This is a genomic window from Vibrio sp. 10N.261.46.E11 (genome assembly GCF_041472735.1).
Classification (GTDB): domain Bacteria; phylum Pseudomonadota; class Gammaproteobacteria; order Enterobacterales; family Vibrionaceae; genus Vibrio.
The window spans coordinates 59270-84577 of the sequence record NZ_JBFRQW010000068.1; the positions used below are offsets into that span (position 1 = coordinate 59270).

Sequence of the window (25308 nt, forward strand, 5' to 3'; positions counted from 1 at the left end):
AAGTGTTTTTTCTATTAACTAAGCGTTTTTTCTATCAACTAAGCGTTCTTAGCCTGATACTAGGCATAATAACTAATTCCATCACGCTTTGACGTGACATTCAATTCAAGATTGCTGTTGCTATCAAGGTTTTCATCACCTTGACCATCATTTATACGGTTAGAGCCTGATTGTTGCTCACCATTGTTGTACCTGTCTTGTCCCTGACCAGAATTCTGTTGCTGAACTGAAGACTCAGCAAGCTGCATCCCTTGCTGAGCAAGCATCTCTCTCAAACGAGGTAAGGTTTGTTCAATAACCTCTCTCGCTTGTTGGCTACCGACAGTAAAGTGCACGTTCGCCACGTCATTATTCATGGTCATGCGAATTTTCATCTGCCCCAACTCTGGAGGGTCAAGACGGATATCCAAGTTCTTGAGATTCTTAGACATCATCATTTGAACTTTTTCCGCCACCTGCTCGTTCGCTAACTCTTTAGTGAGCTGCAAAGGTGCCTGTTGAGCCGCTTGAATTTCAGCTCGCGTAGGTGCTGAACCCACCGTAGCTGTACTTTGTGCGCCAGCAGCCGAGGCTATCTGCTGAGCAAAGGTCGAATCTTTAGAATCTTCTTTAGCACCGGCTTTGCCCAAACCTGACAATGCAGCGGCACCTGCGCCCGCTTTAAGAAGCGCATCAGTAGCGCCTGCTTTTGTAGTAACTGGTGCTGCATTCATCGCGATCCCTTGCGCGGTTAAAGCGGGATCCAACGTTGCTTGCTGCTGAGGTGAAGCAACATTAGCTTGTTGAGCGGCTGCATGTGCATTGTTGGCGTGCAGCATTGCTGCCTTATCCGTAAGAGCATTGTTTGTTGATTGAGAAGCGGCCTGCGCTGACACTTGTTGTGCAGCCGTCGCTACAGCTGCTGTTGATGCCGCCGCAGCTAAAGCTTTAGTTTCGCTTGAATCCGTATTATCCCAATCAATAGCAGCGGGTTCACCAGACGCGCTGTTCACAGCCGGAGCTTGATTTAGCAAAGCCGTTGCTTGTTGTTGAACGTTAGTGAGCTGTTGATTCAACAGGTCTAAGTTAGAGGTCGCTTTAGCCAAAGCGGCGTGCTCATCGGCCGTCAACTTAGCACCACTTTGTTGCTTTTGAAGCAAGCTATCAACAACAGACTGCTCCGATTCGATTTGTCCATTCAATTGTTTTAGTGTTTTTGTATGGGCATCAACCTGCTTGGCAAGTTCTATATCCGCAGCTGAGATCGCTTGGCTCTGTTCGGCCGCCGCGGCGCTAACCGCATTCTTTTGGCTCAGCTCTCGGTTCATACTGGATTCAATTTGTTCTGGAGTGACACCTTTATCCATCAACTGGCGAATCTCATCATCGGTCAGCTGGGAAACACCTTTTCCACCAGTAAGCACAGCAATTTCAGAATCAACGTCTAGTGTACCATCTTGATTCGCTGCATCGGTTTGGTTTATCTGTTTACTCGCTTCGCCCGCAGTTGTAAGACCTGCAACAGTAGCTCCTGGGATATTACCTTGAGCTTGGTCAACCTGAGCCTGTTGTGGCAAAGCTTTGCCGTTAGGTGTCTGATTTAGCGTTTTGTTTGCCTCATCCAACTGGCCTAATAACTTGTTCCCTTCATTCATCGCCGCCGTCGCTTGCGATGCCTGGGTCGATTCATTTGCCGTAGATGAAGCCTGAACTTGGGGTTTATCAGTCTGTTCTTTAGATTCGTTGGTCGTAGCCTGTTCTTCTTTACCATCCACCTTATTAGACATAGTACTATTGTCTGCTGAATTGGCTTTGAGCTTAGCCTCAGATCCAGACGCAGCCTCTGCAGATGTTTCCTCAGCAGCTTTCTCGCCTTCTACTTCTGAAGCTGCTTGCTTGCTTTGCGCTTCGCTTACTTCGTCAGTCGCCTTTGATTCAGCTGAATCACCTTTGTTCGCTTCGGCTGACGCTTCACCTTCGGTAGAGACCTGTTTAGCATCAGGTTTCGCGGTGCTTTCTGTGTCTTTTGCTGCGACTTTACTGTCACTTTCTTCAAAGCCTAGTGCTTCTTTGAAAGACTCAAGGAAACCTTTAGAGTCTCCAGTATCTTCTACCTTTGAAGAAGCAGAACCGGATTCCAACAACGATGACGTTTTGTTGGTCGCTGAATTTGAGGAAAGACTAACATTCATATATACAAGCTCTATCTACTAGCTTTGCTGCCATGAATCAGACAACAAAAAGAAAGTCGGGTGCTTTTTATGCTTTTGATGAGCATAACTCGCTATTTGATGTAAAACAGAGCAAGAAACATGCCTATAAGTTTTAAGTCTGCCATCTGGAGAGCAACACTTGCGTCATTCGTGAATTAGATTCAAATCTTCTTTCGGCTATATAACAGAGTCGAGAACTCATCCATTTGCTTTTGATCTCTTTGATCTTGCAGCTTTGCTTTTTCTTTCTGCTTTTTCTCCATCAACCACTCGTAGGATTTACGCTTTTTTCGTAACTCCATCCAATAGTTTTGGCAGTTATCGACCTGATTTTTAAAGTGATGCTCCGCTTCTCTCTGCTTAGAGAGCGTTTCATCTAATTGCGTTAAGAAACGGTTTAAGTGACCATATTGGCTAGCCGTTAATCCGGCCTTACCTCGGTCAACAAGTTGCTGGCAGTAATCAAGTCGATATTTCTCGATCTGTTCAACCTGTTCGTAGTAACCCTGAAGCTCGGCATTCGCTTGATTCAGCGCCAATACAGCTTGGTTCTCTTGGTCTTTCGCTTGATCGAGAAGAAATTCTAACGCGTTATCCATGATTGACCTTATTCAACACGACCTAACCGCCTAACACATGCTTTAACATGTTGACGCACATGTCATAGGGAACCGTTTCTTTCATTTTCTGTTGTAAGTACTCGTCCAATCTCGGTTTCAAAGTAAAAGCACTGTCGATTGCAGGGTCTGTTCCCGGCTTGTAAGCACCAATCGAAACCAAATCTTGATTTTTCCGGCAGATAGACAGCACTTGTCTAACGGCTTTCGACATCAAGACATGTTCTTCGGTGGTGATTTGAGGCATGACACGACTGACGGATTTCTCAACATCAATCGCAGGATAGTGGCCTGCATCCGCCATCTCACGAGATAAAACAATGTGACCATCAAGAATCGCTCGTGACGCATCGGCAATAGGGTCTTGTAAATCATCACCTTCGGTTAACACGGTAAAGAAAGCAGTGATAGAACCTTGTTCATCGTTACCATTACCTGCTCGCTCCACCAGCGCAGGAAGCTTAGCGAATACTGATGGCGGATAACCTTTAGTCGCTGGCGGTTCACCCACAGACAGAGCAATTTCACGCTGCGCCTGAGCGAAACGAGTCAATGAGTCCATCAATAGTAGAACATCTAGACCTTGGTCTCGGAAATACTCGGCTACAGCCAGTGCGGTTTGACAGCCTTTCAATCGCATCAATGGCGATGAATCCGCAGGAGCGGCGACCACAACAGATCGCTTACGACCATCTTCACCAAGGATCTCTTCAATAAATTCTTTTACTTCTCGTCCACGTTCACCAATCAACCCCACCACGACCACTTGCGCGGTTGTGCCACGAGTCATCATCCCAAGCGTGACCGACTTACCCACACCGGAACCCGCAAACAGGCCGATACGCTGCCCTTTGCCCACCGTTAGTAAGCCATTAATCGCTTTTAAGCCAACATCAAGTGGCTCAGAGATAGGTTTACGAGCTAAAGGATTGATTGGCTCAGCATTAAAGGAAGCGCGTTGCTCGGTATAGATTGGACCTAAACCGTCGAGCGGATTACCGACACCATCGATAACACGACCAAGCAACTCCATTCCAACAGGGATACCACTTTCTGATGTCATCGGTGTCACGCGAGCGCCAGGTAAGATCCCAGTAATTTGTTCACTGGGCATCAAAAACAGGTTATCGCCAGAAAAGCCAACCACTTCGGCTTCCATCTGACCAGACATGGTCTCTACTAAGCATAAGCTGCCAATTGGCGCTTTGCAGCCGGTCGCTTCAAGCGTAAGTCCAACAACACGAACTAGTTTGCCTGAAGCAATTGGTCGCGACTTTAGCCCCTCGACTTTGTATTGGCTAAGACGGTTCGCTAACTCAAGCATTACTCATGACCTTGATGACGATTTACACCACAGAAGCTTTGAATGACGTTCTTGACGCGCTCTTCCATGCGGTAGTTAACACTCGATTCACCCGCTTCAATTTGTACGTCGCCGCGATTGAGTGCAGGCTCTGATACCAACGTCCAATTACGAGAATCCAATTCCGTTTCGCCATACGCTGAGCGTATTATTGCAACGTCTTCAGGGTTTAGCTTCAATGTGATCGCGTGACCTGAGATTGGCAATGACTCTACCGATTCTTTCACGGTATCTAGTATGATTTGTGGGTTGGTTTGCACTTCAACATGAACCACTTCTTTGACCATAGTCAGCACCATGTCCACCAGTTGCTTCTCTACCTGAGCATTCATCAGCTCTAATGGCTGAGCGAACTGGTTGGCTAGCCCCATAAAGATAGCGACTTGCTTCTGAATGTACTCTTGACCAGCAGTAACACCTTCTAGTTTGCCGGCTTCGTTACCCTCTTCGTGACCTGCGGCAAACCCTTCTTCTTTGCCTTTTTCGTAGCCCTGTTTAAAGCCAGCCTCTTGTCCTTGATGAAGCCCTTCCTGATAAGCACCTTGCTTGATCAGTTCGATTTGGTCTTCAGTTAGAACCAGCTCTTCGTCTTCAATGGCTTCTTCAACCGTTGGCATCCAACCAGGATCGTAGTTAAAAGCCGTTTCTTTAGCTTGCTTGTTCACATCAGAGGTATAGTCAGGCAGCCCCCATTTCTGAGGTTGGGCAACCGTATTATCTTCTTCAGGGCGAAGGAAGCCGCGTTTTCTATCACCTGACATATCAGTACCTATCTATGAGTGCGTCTAACTGCGTTGTAGATTCAAGCAATTACACGGTAGTTAATCTGTAGTTTGAGGTTGGATAAAGAAAAGCCCCAACAATGTGGGGCTCTTGAGGTTTCTGTATTAAAGGAACTCGTCGGCGCCACCAGACAGCATAATCTCGCCACTGTCTGCCATCTTCCTCGCAATACCCAAGATCTCTTTCTGAGCGGCTTCTACGTCAGAGACTTTCACTGGAGGCATCGCCTCAATATCGTCTCTCATCATATCAGCTGCTCGCGTAGACATGTTCTTGAAGATCTTCTCTCGTAGGCCTTCATCTGCACCTTTAAGTGCTTTCTGTAGAACGTCTTGTGGAACATCACGCAGCAGTCGTTGAACACCTTGGTCATCAACTTCGATAAGGTTTTCAAAGACAAACATAAGATCCTGGATCTGGGTAGCCATGTCTTCGTCTTGATCTCGAATTTGCCCCATCAAGATGCCTTCTACATTATTGTCCATGTAGTTCATGATCTCAGCAGCGGCTTTCAGGCCACCAATTTTAGCAGCTTGAGCACCCGCTTGACCCGCAAACTGTTTCTCCATGATTTCATTCAGTTCAGCAAGAGCCGAAGGTTGAACTTCTTCAAGGTTAGCAATTCGCATCATCAAATCGAGACGAACACGCTCAGGGAATTGAGATAAGATCTCTGCAGACTGATCCGATTCCAAGTAAGACAATACGATCGTTTGAATCTGTGGGTGCTCGTTGATGATGATGCTTGCCACCTGACGAGGGTCCATCCACTTAAGAGAATCCAAACCTTTAGAACCTGTCCCAAGAAGGATCTGGTCAACAAGGTTATTCGCTTTATCTTCACCCAGAGCAGCCACCAACGCATTACGCATGAAGTCTTCGCTGCCCATGCCGATGTTGGTGTACTTCTGAATATCATCTAAGAAAGCACGGTGCACGGCACCTACTTTTTCTTGCGACCAATCCGTTGAACGAGCCATCGCACTACCAACACGTTGAACCTGTTTAGGTTCTAGATGACGAATGATACCCGCAGCATCTTCTTCACTTAAACTTAGCAACAAGATCGCAGCGCGCTCTTCGCCTGAGATAGACTCGATATCGACACTTGCGACATCAAGCTCACCACCTTCTGCTTGTTGTGGAACAATTTCGTTAGCCATCTGCCACCCAATTCTTAACTACTTGAGCTGCTAGCTCTGGTTCATTCGCTACAAGTGCACGTACTGCTTTCAGTACGTCCTCATCTTTATGAAGGTTTGGTAGATCGATGCTTGAACCAAATTCAAACAACTCACCACCTTCAATATCACCACCAATTAAGCTGGTTTCGCCGTCGGCACCAATAGGCATACCATCAGGGCCATACATTTGATCATCGTCGTCAGCTGCTGGGTTAAGCAACTTCTTCATTGCAGGGCGAACAAGCACCAATACAACAACAATAATAACCAACGCACTCGCAAACCAACGAACCCAATCATTAAAGTGTTGGTGCTCCCAAATTGGTACGTCAGCAACAATATCCGTTACTTGAGGTGCAAATTGCATGCTTAAAACATTGAGTAAATCACCGCGGTTTTCATCAAAACCCACAGTTCCAATCAATACCTGACGTATCGCGTTAATTTCGCTTGCTGGAATTGGGGTGTGAACCACTTCTCCCGTATCAGGGTTCAATGATTGGCGATCTTTGATTGCAACAGATACGGTCTGACGATTAACCGTGCCGCTCTGTTTTCGCTCGTGACTAATGGTAGTATCCAGCTCAAAGTTGCGGGTCGCTTCTTTGTGAACCGAACCTTGCCCCATCATCGTACCATCTTTCATCTGAGCCACATCCTGAGGAATCGAAGCATCAGCAGGAGGCTGGTTACTCAAAGCCCCTGGAATACCAGCCACAACGTTGCCGTTATTATAGTCTTCTAATGTGTATTCACTTCGGGTTGCGGGTGTATTCGGATCAAAACGTTTTCTTGTTTGTTCCACAGCACTAAAATCGAGCTGAATATCAACCTGAGCCGTGTAATTACCAAACCCTAGAATCGGGATCAAAATAGAGTCAATTTTTTCACGCAACGCTTGTTCTTGATTGCGCTCTAACTCGTGCTCTTTACGGCGTGCCGCTGACATCGGGTCTTGAGAGCCAGAGCTCAAAAGTCGGCCATGCTGATCGGTCACTGTAATTCGTGAAGTTTTCATTCCCGGGACGGCACTGGCCACCATGTCCACAACAGAATCAACTTCTTGCTGCTTGAGGTTCGTCCCCGTTTTCAGGGTTAGGAATACAGAAGCGGAAGCTTCTTGATTGTGACGAACAAAGACACTTTGCTTAGGTAAGGCAAGTAAAACTTGAGCTTTACGTACCTGCTTCATCTGTTCAATAGCTTTAGCAAGCTGTCTTTCACGGCTTAGTTTAAGACGCTCTTTCTCTAAACGTTGTGATACTCCGAAACCCATGTCTTGCATGAGAATATCATCACCGGTGTTTCGCTCTTGGTTCAAACCCGCTCGAACCATATTTAGCTTTAATGAGTTATATTCACTCGCTGGTACCGAGATGGTATTCCCTTCAAGAGAGTACTCAATCTTCTGCGTATCCAAATAATCAAGAACCGGGATCAACTCTTCTGTTTCGTAAGCCCCTAATGGACGCATTTCTGGCTCTTTCACCCAGAAAAACAGCATTACAATAAGCGCTACACAGATCGAGATAGAAAGAACTAAGACGACTTGACGAAGCAAATCGAGATCACCGACAGCCATATCGAACTTAGATGAACTGCGCTCACCTAAATCGGTATTTTGCCCTTCTCCATCTAGATCAGAACTTGCAATAAGTGCATGGTCGTTGCTATCGCTTACGGTTAAATCTGTTGTTTGACTGTTATCTGCCACTATTTACTACCCAACTTATACCGGCATGTTCATCAGCTCTTTGTACGACTCGACCAATTTATTTCTAATTTGGATCGTCGCTTCAAAAGCCACACTAGATTTATTACGAGCAATCATCACGTCAGATAAAGACACGCTTTGATCGCCACTGTCAAAACGAGTTTGAAGATTACCAGAGGTCTTTTGTAATGAGTTCACATTATTGATGGCATTAGTCAGCATGTTGCCAAAATCTGCACCAACCGCTTGGCCCGTTGCAGCAGGACGCGTGCTGGCAGCTTCAAGCATCATTGCCTGCATTTCGCCTTGTAAACCATCTATTCTCATTTACTACCTCAGGAGTCAAAATTATGACTATCTATTTAGCTGTATTATTGACAGAGCAATTAACGTGCCATGCATCAATTTGACTAGCTATCGTAATACACTAGTCAGAAAGCTGACACTACTAATTTATGTTCAATTTGGAATATCTATTCCAGCATCACGCATTTTCGCTAATTTATAACGCAACGTACGAGGGCTAATGCCTAGCTTTTCAGCCATATCTTTACGTCGACCATGACAAGCAATCAATGTTTCGAGAATGATCGCATACTCTTGATCTCTAAGTTCATTTCCAAGCCCTTCGCTGCCTGCCACGACTTTATTGATAGGATTCGCTTCAGCAATAGGCTTAATTTCTGGGGCTGCAACACTGCTGCCTTCAACAATTTGCTGCAAGCCAGTTGCGTCTTGCCAGTCAACACCTTCAAGTAAAATGTGTTCTCCTGAAATATTTTCTTGCTCACTCAAAATTAGAGCACGCTGCACGACATTATCCAGTTCACGCACATTACCCGGCCACGGATAATTGACGAGTTTACTAATGGCTTGCTCAGACAGAACAGGAACGGGCATTCCTAGTTTGGTGCAATGACGCTCAACCAAATGCTTCGCAAGTGGCTCGATATCGCCTTTACGTTCACACAGTGCTGGCCAAGTAATTGGGAATACATTCAGTCGGTAGTATAAATCTTCACGGAAATTCCCTTCAGAAACATACTGTTTTAGGTCGCGGTTACTGGTTGCTAGAACACGGACATCCAGTTTGATGCTCTTACGACTGCCAAGACGTTCAACTTCACGCTCCTGCAATACGCGCAATAGTTTCGCTTGTAGACTAAGATCCATTTCACTGATCTCATCCAACAAAATAGTACCACCTTGAGCTTGTTCAAATTTACCAGGGCAAGCTTGAATCGCACCGGTAAACGCACCTTTATCGTAGCCAAACAGTGTCGCTTCCAACATGTTATCTGGAATCGCGGCACAGTTAATCGCAACAAACGGCCCGTCTTTACGGCTCGAGGCGTTATGAATATAGCGAGACATGACCTCTTTACCAGAGCCACTTGGCCCTAGCACCATCACGTTGGCATCGGTTTTAGCCACTTTATCAGCCAGCATCATTAGCTTGATACTTTTCTCATCGGCAACGATAGCATCGCCATTGTCATCCGACTTTACGGGAGCATAACGGCTTACCATGTTTAACAGCACTTCTGGCGCAAATGGCTTTGCCATGTAATCGATAGCGCCCTCTTTCATTGCTGCGACCGCATCTTCAATGTTGGCATAGGCCGTCATCAATAGCACCGGAAGATTAGGCCAATGCTGCTTGATGTTTCTTAGCAATGCTAAACCGCCCATACCTGCCATCTGTACGTCAGAGACAACGATATCTACGGAGTTTGATTTCAATTTTACCAGAGCATCTTCCGCACAATCCGCTTCCAGCCATTCATAGCCGGCAAGCGCGAGTGTATCGACAAGGGCTTCGCGTAGACCTTCATCATCTTCGACGATTAACACTTTGCTTTGAGCCATAGGATTCTCCAGTGTAAATTCAGTTAAAACTTATTAGTCTTCAGAAGAAGAGCTTCTTTCCAACGGTAGACACATGGTAAAGCATGCACCATCGTCTTCTTCTGATATCAATTCCAGTCGACCGTCATGTGCTCGACATACCATTTGTACAACCGCTAAACCTAGACCTGTACCTTGAGAACGAGTGGTAAAGAAAGGTTCCATAATTTTACCTTGAAGTTCTTTGGGTACACCGGGGCCACTGTCTTGTACTGATATCTTAAGTTCACCGTTTACCGGCCTAAAAAACACATCTATCTGCGATTTCTTACCCGCAATTTGAACCGCGTTCAAAACCAGGTTACTTAAAGCAGAAGCGATAGCATTGGCGTTGCCAAACATTTGAGTCTCTTCATCTTCAACTTCCTGACAATAATCAATCTGGTTGCTTTTTAACGCTGCCTCAACCATAGGATGAAACTCGATGATTAATTCCGCAATGGTAAATGGCTTAACCACCTTATTGTCACCACCTTTGGCAAACAACAACATGTCATTCACCTGTTTCTCTAAATCATGCAGTCTATCCATCAGCTTAGATTGGAAACGCGTTTTTGTTGCCGGCGGCAAGTTTGGCGCGGCAAGGTTTGATGCATACAGCATCGCACTAGAAAGCGGCGTACGAACCTGATGAGCAAGCGAAGCGACCATTCTACCAAGTGAAGATAAACGCTGAAGATCGCTCACTCGAGACTGTAATAAACGAGTTTCCGTTAGGTCGGTAATTAAAATAAGCTGACCAGTCGTCGAGGCTGAAATGGCCAAACGTACTTTTCGCCCATTTTTCAATGAGATCTCATGACCATCATCGTCCCTTGGTTCAAAGGCATTTTGTATTACCGAAAACCACTTCTCACCAACCAATTCTACTCCGAGAATACGGTGCGCTTCAGGATTGGCCTCTCTCACTTCACCATCTGTATCTAACAAGATGACCCCTGCTGGCATCACATCAAGCACTTGCTTATAGCGCTCAACCTGTTGCTCAACAGAATCTAAATGTGATTGATTTTCTGGTTCGTTAGATAGGTGCATGTCAAAAATTTGCCTCAAATACTAAAACAGCCTGACATGTACAACACAAGTCAGGCTATTTGCTATATTTATCACATAGTTAAGCAAGCAACAACTCGACTATAGTTTATCTGTTCGTTTAGCTAAAGTTGCCAAAAAGCTAAAATGCTAAAGTGTGTGCTAGTTTTTTTTCGTCCAAAATAGCCACTAACGCTGCAAGTTATATTTACGCATTTTTTCAACCAGAGTAGTTCTGCGCATTCCAAGCATGTCAGCAGCGCGAGCAACAATACCACCCTGAGCCTCCAACGCTTGATTGATCATATTCACTTCCATATCAGCGAGTAGTTCTTTCAAGTTAACCCCTTCAGCGGGTAAATCTTGAGGTGCGTTCACATTGTCAGCAAGCTCATCGTGCTGCTCAAAACTGAAGTCTTCCGAGAACAAGTCAGAAAGAGCATCTCGCTCTTGCTCTTCCTCTGATGCAAAATTATTAAACTCTGGCTGAAACTCTGGGATATCACTGTATCTATATTTAGTGGGTAGATGATTCACATCAACCAAGCTATTTGGATACAGAATAACCATTCGCTCAACCAAATTAGCTAATTCGCGAACGTTGCCCGGCCAGCAGTGCTCCATTAAAGAGTTGATTGCACGAGGAGTAAAACAGATTGGCATGCCACCTTCAGCTTCCATTCTGGTCATCAGCTCCTGCAGCAATAGAGGAACATCTTCTTTTCTGTCTTGAAGCGATGGCATTTCAATTGGGAATACATTCAAGCGGTAGTAAAGATCTTCGCGGAATAAATCGTCTTCGATCATGCTTTCAAGATTGCGGTGTGTTGCAGCAATCACTCGAACATCAGCTTGAATAGTGCTATTGCCACCTACACGCTCAAAACAGCGCTCTTGTAAAACACGGAGCAATTTAACTTGCATCGCCATTGGCATATCACCAATTTCATCAAGAAACAGTGTGCCACCTTCAGCTAATTCAAAGCGACCCTTACGTGCGGTAATTGCACCAGTAAACGCGCCCTTCTCATGACCAAACAATTCACTTTCGAGCAAGTCTGGCGGGATAGCGCCACAATTTACGGGTACGAAAGGCCCAGAACGACGTTTAGAATGATAGTGAACATTACGTGCTACAACTTCCTTGCCCGTTCCTGACTCACCAAGAATCAGTACGTTTGCTTCAGTAGAAGAGACTTGTTCAATCAAGTGACGAACTTCTTGGATACCAACACTCTGCCCAACTAGACTACGAAACAGCGTGTTCTTACGCGCTGAAGGGACAATTTGAACGCCTTTACGGCCTAAGAAGTCTTTACAGTGTCTTAATGCATCACTTAATTGCGGGTAGTTAAGAGGAAGTTCGAGTTCGCCAACAAAGTTAGTAAGTTCATCAACCGGGTAATCGTTTTTGCCAATCACCAGTAAAGGGATGTGATTAACATGAACAAGCTTTTCATTCAGTAATGCGAAGCCTTTGGCTTTAATTGAACCAATGATGCAACCGGCCCACTGTAGGGACCAGTCAACTTTGTGTGCTTGTTCAGAGCTGATTACTTCGCAGCTCTCTCCTACAAACTCTAATATTGTGCTTAAATTGTGACGATTTTGAGCGTTATCATCGACGACAAGCAGTTTTGCCAAACCTTGCATAAGTAGGAATTATTGCCTTTATTTTGGTGCGATGCGGAAAATGGTAAGCGACGCAAGAGATAAAACAGAGAAAGTATCAATGATTATGATCTACGTGGACAAACTTAGGAAACCAGCAACGAAAAAAGCCATTAGGCTATCTAATGGCTTCTATTTTATTTGATTATAAAAATAAGGCAACCAAGCAATTCAGAGATATGCGATTGGTTTAAACTGGGGTGTTTCTTTAAATACCTACATCCGCAGACGTTAAATTGTGATATTCATTCGGAATTTGGTCCCAAGCGCTCTTAATTTCGCGGATAATATCGATAACATCATCAATTGGCTGCGGATCATTTTTGTGATTTGCAGCAGAAATTTGCGTGATCATAAACTCATAAAGTTGATCTAGATTTTTCGCAATGTCGCCACCATCGGCCATCGATAGGCAACTACGCAGGCTAATAATGATATCTAGAGCTTTACTCAGTCGCTCACCTTTCACCGGGATGTTGCCCGCTTGCATTGCCGCTTTACCTTGAATCAAGCGCTCGATAGCACCAGCCATTAGCATCTGAACGATTTTATGCGGTGAGGCAGCTGTTAGCTGGCTATCCACTGATACCTTTTTATATGCCTGTAAAGAACCGCGCATAGTAAACCTCTTCTATAAAAACTTTTTGTATTGTTGAACTGATTTGGCGCCATGTCGGTATTTATGTAAGTTTTTACCTACTAGACCAGTCTCAGACTGCATCAGTTCGACCAATTGTCTTGTTCTCGAAATGGCTTCAAACCACTCGGAGCTTTGCTTAACGTCGGGACATGAATCGATTAATTGAAGCACGTTTTGCAATAACTGTTCTCTGTTATCGACAAGATGCACGATTTCTTCAGCATTAATTTCACTAAATTCGAGCTTAGACATAATTAATTGATCGAGCTCACAAAGCTCTTGAAGCAGTTTGCTCATCTATTAGCCCATTGCACTCATCATGCTACCCAACTGAGATTGCATCTTGCTGGTTGCATCCTGCATTGCAGTGAACTTAGAGTGCGTGCGATTCTGCAAGCTATCCATACGGCGGTCGAGCGCGACTTGGTCATCAACCAGCCGATAGTTTTGTTCAACTAAGCTCTTTTCTCTCGTACGGATAGAGCCCGTTACACCCGTGATCCCTTGAATCGCATCTTCGACTTTTTTAGCAAAGCCATTGTTGCCACCAAAGAATTCACCCAACTTATCGAAGTGATTGTTGAGTTGACGGTCCAGCATATCGTAGTTTATTTCTAGCGAGCCTTGTCTTGTGGTAGTGATACCAAATTCAGTCAAAGACTTAATATTATCTGGCGCGTCTTCAATTCTTGATGAGAATATACTTTTCAATCGAGAATCTGCACTGCGTACTGTACTGTCGCCAGAGAGAGGGCCTTTTTGACCAGTCAGTGGATCAACACCCGCTAAGTCTTTAGATACTTGGTAAAACTGATTATAAGAGTTAACAAAAGCTTCAATATCTTCTCGAACACGATTGCGGTCGTACTCAACGCCAATCTCTGCTGGCGGCTTATCTTTAGGGGTTTTACCTTTAACCGTAATATCAATACCTTCAACGGCATCTTCAATCACATTGTTATTGCTAGAGAGCTGAGCAATGCCGTCTAGAACAACCATAGAATTTTGTCCTGCTTGAACTTCCGTCATACCACTGTAGGTATCGAAAGACTCTTGAGCCTGAGCAAGATCAGCTTGTGCTTTATCGACTTTTTCTAAGTGTGCTCGTTCTGCTGGAGATAATTTAGCTCTCTCTAGTTGCTGAGCCTGCAGGGGGGTTAGTTCACCTCTTTCAACTCTCTTCGCCAACTCAGAACGTTCATCAACCAATTTACTTTCTATTCTGGCTTTCTCGGCATCGAGTTTCTGCTGTGCCTCTTTGGGAGTAACATAAGAATCTGTCAACGTACCAGCGGCAGTATTTGACCACCCTGGAATATCAGCTGCTTTCTCTATGGCTTTTTCGTCAAGCTCAAGTTCAGGCCTAAAAAAGGAATCGAGCAATGTGCCTGAAGCAGTATTGTTCCATCCAGGGATTGTATCTTCTGGCATCCCTGAAGCTGCTAAAGCTGCCGCATCGAGCGCCTTCTGACCAGCTATTGCCGCTGCTTGGCCATAAGTTAAATTGTCACGATCAAATTCAGCGAAAGGATCTTCGGGTTCAACGACGGGTTCCGCTTTTCTTTCATAAATAGGATTACCGTTGACATCAAATACAGTATTCCCGTTAACGTCTCGCAACGGAACAGCGAAACCGTCTGGAATAGGGTTACCGTCGGCATCCAATTTGGGAGGAGCATCAGCTAAGACGCCTTGCGCTACTGAGCGAGCATCTTCTAAGGCTTTCAGTCTTTCTGATAGGGTTTTATATTCTAATTTTTTTAGAGGGTTGTTGTCTTCAGAGTCAACGTGGAGTTTTATTTGATTGTCTTCACCAGACATATTTGAAGCGAGGACTAATCGAGGTCCTTCTTTATCATTAATGATAGAAGCTCGGACACCCGGATTATCTCCGGCGCTGTTAATACTTCTAACAACGTCACGCAGTTTTGAGTTAGCACTAACTTGTGTCTCGAAGCTCTCTTTACCAAGCGAAACCTGCAGCTTACCAGGGCCAAATCTCATGTCCTCTGACAGTACGTCAGAAGCCACTTTATGGCTCTGGGCAAGCTGCAACACATCGATGGCATATTTGCCAGCGATAGCTTCGGTAGTCGCGGTTGCAGAAACAAGCCCCTCATCAGAACTTTCTACTGTTCGCACAGCAAAAGCTTTGTCCTGGCGAAAGCTTGTCATCAGGTTCTTCATCGAATCAAGGGACTCTCTGAGTCTTCCATAGGCACTAATGCTGGTGTCTATTCGCGTTCTTTCATTGTTGATTTGCTGCTGTTTAGGCACACGCTCCGAATCAACAATTTTGCTGACCATGGAATTGATATCCATGCCAGACGAAATCCCCATTGGGCCAAAACTCATTAAACCACCTCAATAATACGACTTAAACCTTAGCCTCCAATATTCCACTATTCGAGGTTTGGGCTGCTAGGCGCCTTAGAATTTCGAGCATTTCTTCATCGGGAATTTGGCGAATAATATCGCCCGTTGTGGTCTCATAAATGGTAACCACATCTCTCCCGGTCTCTTGATCAACCTTAAAAGCAACACCTTTGTTGAGAGAAGATATAAATTCATTTACCTTCTCCACCATTTTGACTCGCTCCGCATCATTCAACTCTTGTCTATGTTGAGCTAATTGAATCGCCGCTTCGGTAGCCATCTCTTTCGATTTTTCTACCTTGTCATAAGATGTTGCTTCTTTCAGTTGTAAAGTACTCGACGCACTACTACCTTTATCGCTTGCAAATTTAATGCCATTAGGTGAGCCATAAGGCTGGATGTTCGATGCGTTAGATAATATTTCCATAACACTCTCCCTCCCACCTTTATGAGCCTAACAGTAAACCCTACTCAAGGTAGAGTTTACCGTTACTTACTGAAGTAAGTTTAGCCCAATAAGCTTAGAGCTGCTGATGGTGATTGTTTTGCTTGAGCTAAAATAGAAGTACTCGCTTGTTGTAAGATTTGAGACTTCGTCATTGCCGTTGTTTCTTTTGCGTAATCAGTATCTTTGATTCGGCTCTTAGACGCATTAACATTTTCGTTAATATTTTCTAAGTTGCTGATTGCGTGGTCAAAACGGTTTTGGAATGCACCAAGAGAAGCACGGTTACTATCGACTGCCTTTAAGGCCCCGTCAATAATAGAGACAGCATTGTTTGAACCAGCAACTGAAGTTACATCAATATCGTTAACAGTAACATCCGTTACGATAGCCTTACTGCTACCAGGGATCTCTTTACCTTCTGCATCTTTACCAGAGCCAAGACCTAGCTCATCAGCAAGCGAGCCGCCAAACTCTATAGCACCATCAACTTTTTGGCTTGAAGCGAAGAGTTGCAATTTACCGCCTTCGCCTACCGATGCTTGTACGTCTGGGCTTTGACCATTTAGATAAGTGGCAAGTTCTTCCATGTCATTACCTTGCTTCGCAGTAATCGACAGGTCTTGAAGGTCACCAAACTGATCGGTGTACTTCATCGTTAGAACAGAGTCTTCACCTACGCGCCAAGACGTATCTTTACCCTCTGCAACGCTGTAGCTTTTACCGCCCATCGCTTCAGTGTCAGTACGCATATTATTCATCGTCAGCATTACTGCTTCACCAGAATCTGCACCAATTTGGAAAGATTGACTACCGAAAGTTCCGTTCAAAAGCTTGTTACCACCAAAAGAGGTCGTTTCAGCGATACGGTTAAGTTCTTTGTTTAGAGCAGAGACTTCTTCTTGGATTGCAACACGTTCAGATTTCGTGTTTGAGCCATTTGAAGATTGAAGAGAAAGGTCACGCATTCGTTGCAGAATATTGGTTGACTCATTCATTGCACCTTCAGCTGTCTGTGCAATAGAGATACCATCGTTCGCGTTTTTTACAGCCATATCTAGGCCACGGCTTTGCGACGTTAAGCGGTTAGAGATTTGTAGGCCTGCAGCATCATCTTTTGCGCTATTAATTTTATAGCCAGAAGACAAACGCTCCATTGATTTTTGAGTACCTTCAGCCGCGCTATTTAGGTAGCGCTGAGCCGTCATTGCAGACACATTTGTGCTTACATTAATCGCCATAGTTGATCTCCTTTAGGCATTTTTTCATGCACTTATGTGACTCTCACCTCACAAAAACACATGTTATTTTGTTTTATATACCAGTGTCTCTCTCACCTTACATTGGTACATATCATTTCTCTCAATCCCTTTAACGGCCCCTTAACTAGAAGCTTTAATAAAAAATGCATTTTTTTCGTTTTATTTTCAATATCAAAAAAAACGTGAAGTAGCTCGATTAATCTCACGGCACCTTTTAAAGCCGGATTCAGCACAATGCGTATCAATACCTATCAGATAATTGACATAAAAAAGTCCCTGCTCTCTCTTTTACTCGTTTTCGCCGACACGGCACTTCACTCCAATGTACCTTTACCAAATAACAGGCAATAAAAAACCCAGCCGAAGCTGGGTTTATTTAGCGCTCATCTCTCACCACGAGCTAATTTGTGGAAGCCAAACGTTAACATCTTTCATTAACGTGGCCTTTCAACCGATTAACCTAGTAGGCTAAGTGCCGAGTTCGGAGCTTGCTTCGCTTGAGCAAGAATCGAGCTTGAAGCTTGAGAAAGGATCTGAGATTTGGTCATCTGAGTCGTCTCTTTAGCGAAATCGGTATCTTTGATACGGCTCTTAGATGCATTAACGTTTTCGTTGATGTTGTCTAAGTTGTTAATTGCGTGGTCGAAACGGTTTTGGAAAGCACCAAGCTCAGAACGGTGGCTATCTACATATTTAAGTGCCGCATCGATGACAGCTACAGATTCTTGTGCACCACCAACAGACGTTACGTCGATACTATCAACCGTAACTTTCTTAGCCTCTAGCGTTTTTGGATCTTCAGGTTTCGCACCTGCTGTCATGCCTAGTTCATCTGATAAAGCACCAGAAAATGCAATTTCCCCATCAACTTTGTTGTTACCAGCGAAGATTTGAAGTTTACCTTCGTCATCAACAGACGCTTTAACTAAGTCTTGTTGACCGTTAATGTAAGTCGCTAGCTCTTCAATGTCATCGCCCGCTTTAGCAGAGATGTTGATTTCTCGATCATCACCAAAGCTGTCTTTTAGTGACATAGTTAAGTCATTCGCGCCAGCTTTAACGCCCCAATCTTTACCTTTAGCTTCGGTAAATTGGTAGCTGTTGCCGCCCATTTGGTCGTTATCAGAACGCATGTCTTTCAGTTGAAGCATTACAGCCTCACCATTGTCTGCACCAATTTGGAATGACTTAGTACCGTGAGTACCGTTAAGCAGCTTGTTACCACCAAAAGATGTAGTTTCAGCGATACGATTCAATTCATCGTTAAGCGCCGTTACTTCTTCTTGGATTGCTACACGGTCAGCTTTTGTATTTGAACCATTTGTTGATTGCAGAGACAAATCACGCATACGTTGCAGAATGTTTGATGTTTCATTCATCGCACCTTCTGCCGTTTGAGCGATTGAGATACCATCGTTCGCGTTACGTACAGCAACATCAAGGCCGCGGCTCTGAACGTTCAAACGGTTCGAGATTTGTAGGCCAGCAGCGTCATCTTTTGCGCTGTTGATTTTAGAGCCTGAAGATAGGCGTTCCATTGATGTTTGTTGAGCGCTATTTGCACTATTTAGGTAACGCTGTGCTGTCATTGCTGAAACGTTGGTATTTACATTCACTGCCATGGTGATTTCTCCAATTGATTTTCCGGTATAGCGGTTTCCGACGTCTCGGAAAACCAAGTAGTTATCTCTAAGTTACTTTTAATAACGGCTCGAAATTCAGAAGCTTTAGAAAAACTTTCAAAAAACCACAAATTAAATATTAAATTCAATATTATCAGGCACTTAAAATCTCACATTTTCTATAACAGTGGCAATCTTCAATTGAGAATGCATTTTAAAGTGTTCAAAAAATACACTAAACACCATTTGAGTTACCCAATGTAGAGAAATGAATAGTCGCCAAAGAGCTCAGATTGGTATGCTTCTTAATCAAAGAATGGAGTTGTTTACCGTGAAACAGATGAGTGAGATCGAGGTTTTGCGGATTTGAAAGGTAAACTAGACGATCTAAAAGAAAATAAAAGTGTAGAAATAGAAAGGAAAAAGCGTAGAAATAAAAAGGAAAAAGCCCCTTTTCCTGTGAAGGAAACGGGGCTAGTTGGCGTGTCAGAGCCTGTGCGGAGATCATCGAGAAATGAACACATTTCCGACGCGCCGTTGCATTCTTACCGTAAAAATGGATAGCAGGTGAGAGATGAGAGAGCTAAACACCCAATAGTAAGTATGCTTGCCAGTTTCCCTCGCTATGCGGTTCACGTCTGAACACGAATGCGAGTTCAACCAATAACTATTGCAATAATGATATTGCAGAGTTAGGCAACTGTTTTGCTTGAGCAAGTATTGATGTACCAGCTTGTTGCAGAATTTGAGCTTTGGTCATTTGCGTTGTCTCTTTCGCAAAGTCCGTATCTTTGATTCGGCTGTTTGAAGCATCTACGTTCTCTTGAACGTTTGCCAAGTTATTAATACTGTGGCTTAGACGGTTTTGCTTCGCACCCAAATCAGCACGCTGTGAATCAACGTACTGCATTGCAGAGTCGATGACACTGATTGCGTTTTGTGAGCCCGCTACAGTATTCAAATCGATATCTTGAACTAATGTCATTCGACCTACAGCAGGTGCAGGTACAACTTTGCCATCCGCCGTAGTTGTGGTTTCCTGGCCTTCAGGAGCATCAATTTTGAAGCCTAGTTCAGAAGCTAAACCACCTGATATTCTCATCTCACCATCTAAATCTGGCTCGGCAACAAATACCTGTATGCGACCTTCATCAGTAACCGATGCGTTAATTAAATCAGATTGACCATTAATGTAAGTGGCTAGTTCTTCGATATCGTCGCCAGCTTTGGCGTTTATATCGAGAGTAATCTCTTCACCTGCTTTAGTTTTGAATTCAAACTTAAGATCTTTTGCTGCTACTGGTACTTCCCAGCTTTTATCTTTAGCGTTTTCAGTGTCGAATGTTGTTCCACCCATACGGAAATCATCCGCACGAATACTAGTTAGCGCCATTATCATCGCTTCACCAGAGTTTGAACCAATCTGGAATGAAGCTTCACCAAATGAGCCATTCAATAAGCGACGTCCACCGAAAGCCGTGGTCTCAGCGATACGGTTAAGCTCATCTTGAAGAGCCATAGTCTCTTCGTTTAATGCTTGACGCTCTGCCGGAGAGTTGGTGCCGTTTGATGACTGAATCGCTAGATCACGCATACGTTGTAGTATGTTCGTTGATTCGTTCATCGCGCCTTCTGCAGTTTGAGCAATCGAAATACCATCATTTGCATTACGCATCGCTACATCAAGACCACGAGACTGGGCTGTTAAACGGTTTGATATTTGTAGACCAGCTGCATCATCTTTTGCACTGTTGATCTTGTGTCCTGATGACAAACGCTCCATAGAGGTCGCTAGTTCATTAGACGATTTATTCAAGTATCGTTGTGCTGTCATAGCAGATACGTTAGTGCTTACATTAATAGCCATATTGCTCTCCTTATGAGTTCGCAAAGTTTCTGCGAAGCGGCCAGCTTTACTCTCATATGGATAAGCACTGACCGTGTATTACGCGATAAACCCTAGATAAGGTTTAAGATCTGTATTAATCATTTATGACAAATACAAAAGCATGTTATGTGCCAACTTTTTAAATTAATTGCAATAATTTAAAAAAAACAATAAAAACATACGGTTAATAAAGAACAACCATAGATTCCAATTGTATTAAGTCGAGAATATAAGAGATTCATACCTCTCGTTGCCGTTTTTTGCCGCTATTTTTTAAACATGCCGCTTTGAATAAAAAAACGGCATTCGAAGAATCATTCGCACGTATGGCATAGCACATACGGCAGAGAATTAACCCCAGATTAACGACTTTTCACAGCTAAATATAATTAAACAAGGTCAGGTCTTTGGTCTTGCCAAACGCTTGTTGTGAAGCTTGTAACGCTCGAGAGTTTTCATTGAATTCAATGATGGCTTTCGAATAATCCAAGTCTTCAAAGTTGCTTTTGGCTTTCGCTAAAGACAACTTAAAATCTTCATGTTGTTGCTCTTGAATATCCAATGTACTCAAACGTGCACCTACATCCGTTCTTGCCTTAGTCAAATGAATAAACGCGGCATGAAATTCTTCTGTCATTTGGTGCAGCTTTGCCGTTGCCGATGCATCCGATACTGGATTTTCAGCCTGTTCAGCAGTCTCTTTGAATGTATCAAAAATAGAGAATGTCTTTCTCGGCTCTAAAGTGATCGAGTCACCCTTAGTGATCTGCCCCTTGAATTGGATATTCAGACCTTCATAGACAACACCTTTCGAAGGATCAAAATCTTCCGAAGCAACCACTTCGCCATCTTTTTCAAGCTGGTAAGCGAACTTGCCTGTTTGCATATCAACAAAAGTCACTTTATAGGTAGAACCATCTTCAGCTTTATTGGTTGCGCGCCCTAGTAATAACTCAGAGGCAGGTTCAAGATCATATTGAGGCTCGTAATCACCAAACGGGTTATCTATTTCCATAAACAACTTACTGCCCGGATCGTTCATTGCCATTTCAAAGCTCGTTGCTACTCGCATCTTTCTTTGATAGTCATCACCTTGATAAGAGACATTCCCTTCTTTATCTTGAAAAAATGGTTGGCTCTTGGGCTTGGTACCTGAAAATGTGTAGTTACCCGACTCATCTTGAGTATTAGCTAAGTGCAGAAGATTATTCGATAACTCTTGAATTTCACGTTTCTTCGCTAAACGGTCTTCCGGAGAAAGTGCACCGTTAATCATTTCCATCACGGTTCGTTTTGCTTCATCCGCGAACCCTTCCGAGTTGGCGACCATGACTTCATGATGTTCAAGGCGGTTTCTAATTAAAGTGATCGCATCAACATACTGTTTAAGTTGCTCAGATTGCTGACCGATGTTTTGTAAATAATGCGTCGCCAAAGGATCATCACTCGCCGACTGTAGTTTCTTACCAGAAGCCAGTTGTGCTTGATTATGATGTACCTTATTTTCTTGGCGGCGAAAGTCATTTTGTACTGACTGATAATTATGAAAGCTAGAAATACGAGTCAACATTTATACTTCCTACCTCAAAGCCAAAATAGTATTAAACGTATCATTGGCGGCTTGCATGATGCGAGACGAAGCCATATACGCTTGCTGAAATTTCATCATATTTGCCGCTTCTTCATCTAGGTTCACCCCAGAGACTGAAGCAATACGTTCTTGAGCTGACTCTTTTTCTAATCTAGCAATATCACTCAAGCGATTTGCCGTTGAAGATTTCAAACCCGTATTGGTATTCAAATTGTGGTAAAGATCTAGAATCGTAGACTCACCATCATCCAAGACTTTGCCTGTTTGGAGGTTTTGCAATTTACGCAAGTTGCCATTGTCACCTTCTGATGGGACAAGATTTGCCGTAAATTTATCGTTTGCCACCGCGCCCGGTGTAAGTTCAAACGTTGTACCGTTAATTGTCACAGGGCCTTGTGGTGGGTACGGTTGAGGCTGCATAAGTATGTTGCCTTTAGGATCGGTAACCGCAAACTGTTCGCCCTTTGGTGACACGATCACTTCAAACTCTCGCAGTTGACCTGCCGCCAAAATTTTGAAGCCCGCAGTGCCTTTGGCAAAGGTAGTTGATGCCTCATAGCTTTGCGCCGCAATATCTTTAGGGTCTTTGGTTTCCATCTGAATCTGCGCGGCAAAGTTACGGGTTGGGCGTAGTAAAAGCTTCTCACCCAGTTCAGGCGGATTTCGAACTTCCACTCGCATGCCATCTAAATAAAAGGCATTTCCGGTTGAATTAGTGCTCACTTTTACCGTTTCACCATCTGGCTTGATCACCACATAATCGCTGCCATCGTATTTCAGGCCATACTCGCCGCCTTTTAGAGCAGAAGTATCATCAATATAAACCGCGACATCCGCTTTTGACTGTCCGTGAGCAGTAACACGAGACTTAGCCACTAACTCAGAGTTCACATCGGTAAACAGGTTTTTACCTACATTGCCATTGAGATCCAAACCTTGCGATTGCAATTCATTGACCTCGTATGAAAACGCGGTCGCCAAACGGCCAAGCTCATCCATAACTGCAGGAATATGTTCATCACGCATGTCTAACATCGCGCCGATTTGTCCATCAATATCGCGGTTAGTAATCGCCTTTAATGACTTTCCTTCTACGATAGCAAGACGACGCTGATGTGCATCTGGTACGCCATCGATCATTTTCAGTTGGCTCGCTTCTGTACCAGAAACTAAGGTATGACCATTACCGATATGGACATTAAAGCCTTCATTATTAGCGCGTGGTGTCACCGTCACTTTAGTGTAACCAGAAAGCTCATTAACTAGCTGTTCGTGCTGATCTTGTAGATCATTATGAGGTCCGGGAGTTCGTACCATTAGTCGCTGAAGATCACGGATCTCGTATGCAATTTGGTTAACTCGCTCGATCCCCATGTCTAATTTTTTATTCGCAGAATCAGACTGTTGACGAACGGTTTCATGAAATTCATTTAGCGTTTTACTTAATAACCCAGCTTTTTCTATGACGACTTTTCGTGTACCCACATCATTCGGGGTATCAGCGAGCGTCTTAACAGAATCAAACCACTCATTGAGGTTCTCTGGGATCTTCTTCGAAACAACCGATGACAACATGCTGGACAGCATATCTAGGTTAGCTTCGGTATCCGCTTTGTTAGCGGCATTGGTTGTTGATAAGTTAAGTTCTTTGACGGCAAACTGATCCCAAGAGCGGCGAACATTTTCCACATGCACACCCATACCGTAGGTTTGACCACCGTACTGGCGCGGGTCATTCACACCTTGAACCACAGACTGACGGCTATAGCCCTCTGTGTTGGCGTTAGAAATGTTATGACCTGTGGTGTTTAGCTGTCTCTGAGCAGTAAGAACACTTTGTGCCCCTACATTCAGAAGATCCGACGCCATAATGCCCCCAAAAAACTTAACAAAATCAGCATGAACTGATTAACTACTACAGCTTGTTATTAAGATATTTAGCAATATATGTGCCAATAGAAATAACGGAGAGTCAAAAGGCAATAATTTATTGAAGTGTAAGGAGAAAGCTATGAATGACGCGTAAGAGCTGAAGGGACAGATAAAAAAAGAGCCTGCCGGTGGCAAGCTCTCGAGTGCATTCAATAACGCTATTTCATCTCATCAATCTTAGCTTTAACTCGTAAAACCTTGTCGGCATAGTTAGGGTCGGTTGCGTAACCTGCCTGGTGAATGCCTTTGATGAAACTCTCAGAGTTACCTTGATGCTGCAACGCCGTTTCGTATCTTGGGTTTTCGTTCAAGAACTTCACGTAATCATTAAAGCTTTCTTCAAAGTTTGAGTAAGAACGGAATGAGGCGGACTCTTTAACGGCAGTTTTTCCATGGAACTCTAGAGTTTGAGTCGCAACTTTATCGCCCTTCCAACTTCTATCAGCTTTGATGTTGAATAGGTTGTTGCTGTTGCCCAATGAGTTCTTAATCATTTTAGAACCCCAACCGGTTTCAAGCGCAGCTTGTGCCAATAATAGTGACGAATCAACACCGAGCGCACTCGCTGCTTTTTCAGCGTAAGGCTTCATTGAGGTCACAAACGATTCTGGTGAATCAAAGGACACTGACTGTTTTGCTGTTGAAGCAGCTACCGTTGGTTGAACGTCCAACGCACCAACTTGTGAACGACCTGAGTATTGCGGCCTTTGCAGTGAAGTATCAAAACCTTCATTACGAACCTTATCTTCCGTCGCGTCGCTTGCTTGACCAGCACTTAATTGAGCTACGATCATGTCCGCAAGGCCTAATGAACCATTTGCACTTAACTCACTCGCCATTTGGTCATCTTGCATCTGACGATAGAACTGCTCATTCTGGCTGTTCAACATATCCGACTTAAAATTCGAGTTCGCATCACGCATCGACTTAAACAGCATCGAGGTGAAAATCGATTCAAACTGTTTTGCCGCAGCCGTCAGTGCTTCTTTTTCACTGCCTTCTTCACCGCTTACCGCTTGTTGACGAAGACGGTCTAGGCTACCGATATCGTGAATAAAGCCAATGTCATTATTATTTTTAATCATGCT

Annotated in this window: 20 protein-coding genes; all 20 read right to left on the reverse strand. The window is 44.0% G+C overall.

From position 1 onward, the window contains the following. Positions 1-59: 59 nt before the first annotated feature. Positions 60-2171 (reverse strand): flagellar hook-length control protein FliK, encoded by a 2112-nt coding sequence (locus AB4407_RS19130; protein ID WP_372121652.1) that lies wholly within the window; start codon positions 2169-2171, stop codon positions 60-62. 182 nt (positions 2172-2353) lie between these two features. Further along, positions 2354-2791, reverse strand: a complete 438-nt coding sequence (fliJ, locus tag AB4407_RS19135) for a flagellar export protein FliJ (RefSeq protein ID WP_372121653.1) — start codon at positions 2789-2791, stop codon at positions 2354-2356. Positions 2792-2813: 22 nt separating this feature from the next. After that, positions 2814-4133 carry a flagellar protein export ATPase FliI gene (fliI, locus tag AB4407_RS19140; RefSeq protein ID WP_009848550.1) on the reverse strand — a complete coding sequence of 440 codons (1320 nt, stop codon included), beginning with the start codon at positions 4131-4133 and terminating at the stop codon, positions 2814-2816. Then, entirely contained in the window at positions 4133-4933 is an 801-nt protein-coding gene (gene fliH, locus AB4407_RS19145; protein WP_372121654.1) for a flagellar assembly protein FliH, read from the reverse strand. The genes fliI and fliH overlap by 1 nt, the downstream gene beginning before the upstream one ends. Positions 4934-5059: 126 nt before the next feature. Next, the gene (gene fliG / locus AB4407_RS19150) at positions 5060-6118 is read right to left on the reverse strand and encodes a flagellar motor switch protein FliG (protein ID WP_372121655.1); all 1059 of its coding nucleotides are present in this window, start codon (positions 6116-6118) and stop codon (positions 5060-5062) included. Continuing rightward, positions 6111-7853 (reverse strand): flagellar basal-body MS-ring/collar protein FliF, encoded by a 1743-nt coding sequence (fliF, locus tag AB4407_RS19155; protein ID WP_017099171.1) that lies wholly within the window; start codon positions 7851-7853, stop codon positions 6111-6113. The genes fliG and fliF overlap by 8 nt, the downstream gene beginning before the upstream one ends. A 15-nt stretch (positions 7854-7868) precedes the next feature. After that, on the reverse strand, positions 7869-8180 hold the full coding sequence (fliE, locus tag AB4407_RS19160; protein WP_372121656.1) for a flagellar hook-basal body complex protein FliE: 312 nt from the start codon (positions 8178-8180) through the stop codon (positions 7869-7871). 132 nt (positions 8181-8312) lie between these two features. After that, positions 8313-9722, reverse strand: a complete 1410-nt coding sequence (locus AB4407_RS19165; protein ID WP_372121657.1) for a sigma-54-dependent transcriptional regulator — start codon at positions 9720-9722, stop codon at positions 8313-8315. Between the two features lie 33 nt (positions 9723-9755). Continuing rightward, positions 9756-10796 carry a PAS domain-containing sensor histidine kinase gene (locus AB4407_RS19170; RefSeq protein ID WP_372121658.1) on the reverse strand — a complete coding sequence of 347 codons (1041 nt, stop codon included), beginning with the start codon at positions 10794-10796 and terminating at the stop codon, positions 9756-9758. 186 nt (positions 10797-10982) lie between these two features. Next, the gene (locus AB4407_RS19175; RefSeq protein WP_372121659.1) at positions 10983-12446 is read right to left on the reverse strand and encodes a sigma-54 dependent transcriptional regulator; all 1464 of its coding nucleotides are present in this window, start codon (positions 12444-12446) and stop codon (positions 10983-10985) included. Between the two features lie 226 nt (positions 12447-12672). Then, positions 12673-13083 (reverse strand): flagellar export chaperone FliS, encoded by a 411-nt coding sequence (gene fliS / locus AB4407_RS19180; protein ID WP_086048951.1) that lies wholly within the window; start codon positions 13081-13083, stop codon positions 12673-12675. Positions 13084-13095: 12 nt separating this feature from the next. After that, positions 13096-13401 carry a flagellar protein FliT gene (locus AB4407_RS19185; RefSeq protein WP_372121660.1) on the reverse strand — a complete coding sequence of 102 codons (306 nt, stop codon included), beginning with the start codon at positions 13399-13401 and terminating at the stop codon, positions 13096-13098. Positions 13402-13404: 3 nt separating this feature from the next. After that, positions 13405-15459 (reverse strand): flagellar filament capping protein FliD, encoded by a 2055-nt coding sequence (gene fliD, locus AB4407_RS19190; RefSeq protein WP_372121661.1) that lies wholly within the window; start codon positions 15457-15459, stop codon positions 13405-13407. 22 nt (positions 15460-15481) lie between these two features. Then, the gene (gene flaG, locus AB4407_RS19195) at positions 15482-15907 is read right to left on the reverse strand and encodes a flagellar protein FlaG (RefSeq protein WP_372121662.1); all 426 of its coding nucleotides are present in this window, start codon (positions 15905-15907) and stop codon (positions 15482-15484) included. A gap of 80 nt (positions 15908-15987) precedes the next feature. Beyond that, entirely contained in the window at positions 15988-17166 is a 1179-nt protein-coding gene (locus tag AB4407_RS19200; RefSeq protein ID WP_372121663.1) for a flagellin, read from the reverse strand. A 476-nt stretch (positions 17167-17642) separates the two neighbouring features. Beyond that, entirely contained in the window at positions 17643-18809 is a 1167-nt protein-coding gene (locus AB4407_RS19205; RefSeq protein WP_372121664.1) for a flagellin, read from the reverse strand. 667 nt (positions 18810-19476) lie between these two features. Beyond that, a complete protein-coding gene (locus AB4407_RS19210) occupies positions 19477-20676 on the reverse strand; it encodes a flagellin (protein WP_372121665.1) in 1200 nt (399 codons plus the stop codon). A 400-nt stretch (positions 20677-21076) separates the two neighbouring features. Then, positions 21077-22267 carry a flagellar hook-associated protein FlgL gene (gene flgL, locus AB4407_RS19215; protein ID WP_372121666.1) on the reverse strand — a complete coding sequence of 397 codons (1191 nt, stop codon included), beginning with the start codon at positions 22265-22267 and terminating at the stop codon, positions 21077-21079. A 9-nt stretch (positions 22268-22276) separates the two neighbouring features. Beyond that, complete coding sequence (gene flgK / locus AB4407_RS19220; protein WP_372121667.1) at positions 22277-24157, reverse strand: flagellar hook-associated protein FlgK; 1881 nt, start codon at positions 24155-24157, stop codon at positions 22277-22279. Between the two features lie 221 nt (positions 24158-24378). Continuing rightward, positions 24379-25305 (reverse strand): flagellar assembly peptidoglycan hydrolase FlgJ, encoded by a 927-nt coding sequence (gene flgJ, locus AB4407_RS19225; protein ID WP_372121668.1) that lies wholly within the window; start codon positions 25303-25305, stop codon positions 24379-24381. Positions 25306-25308 lie beyond the last annotated feature (3 nt).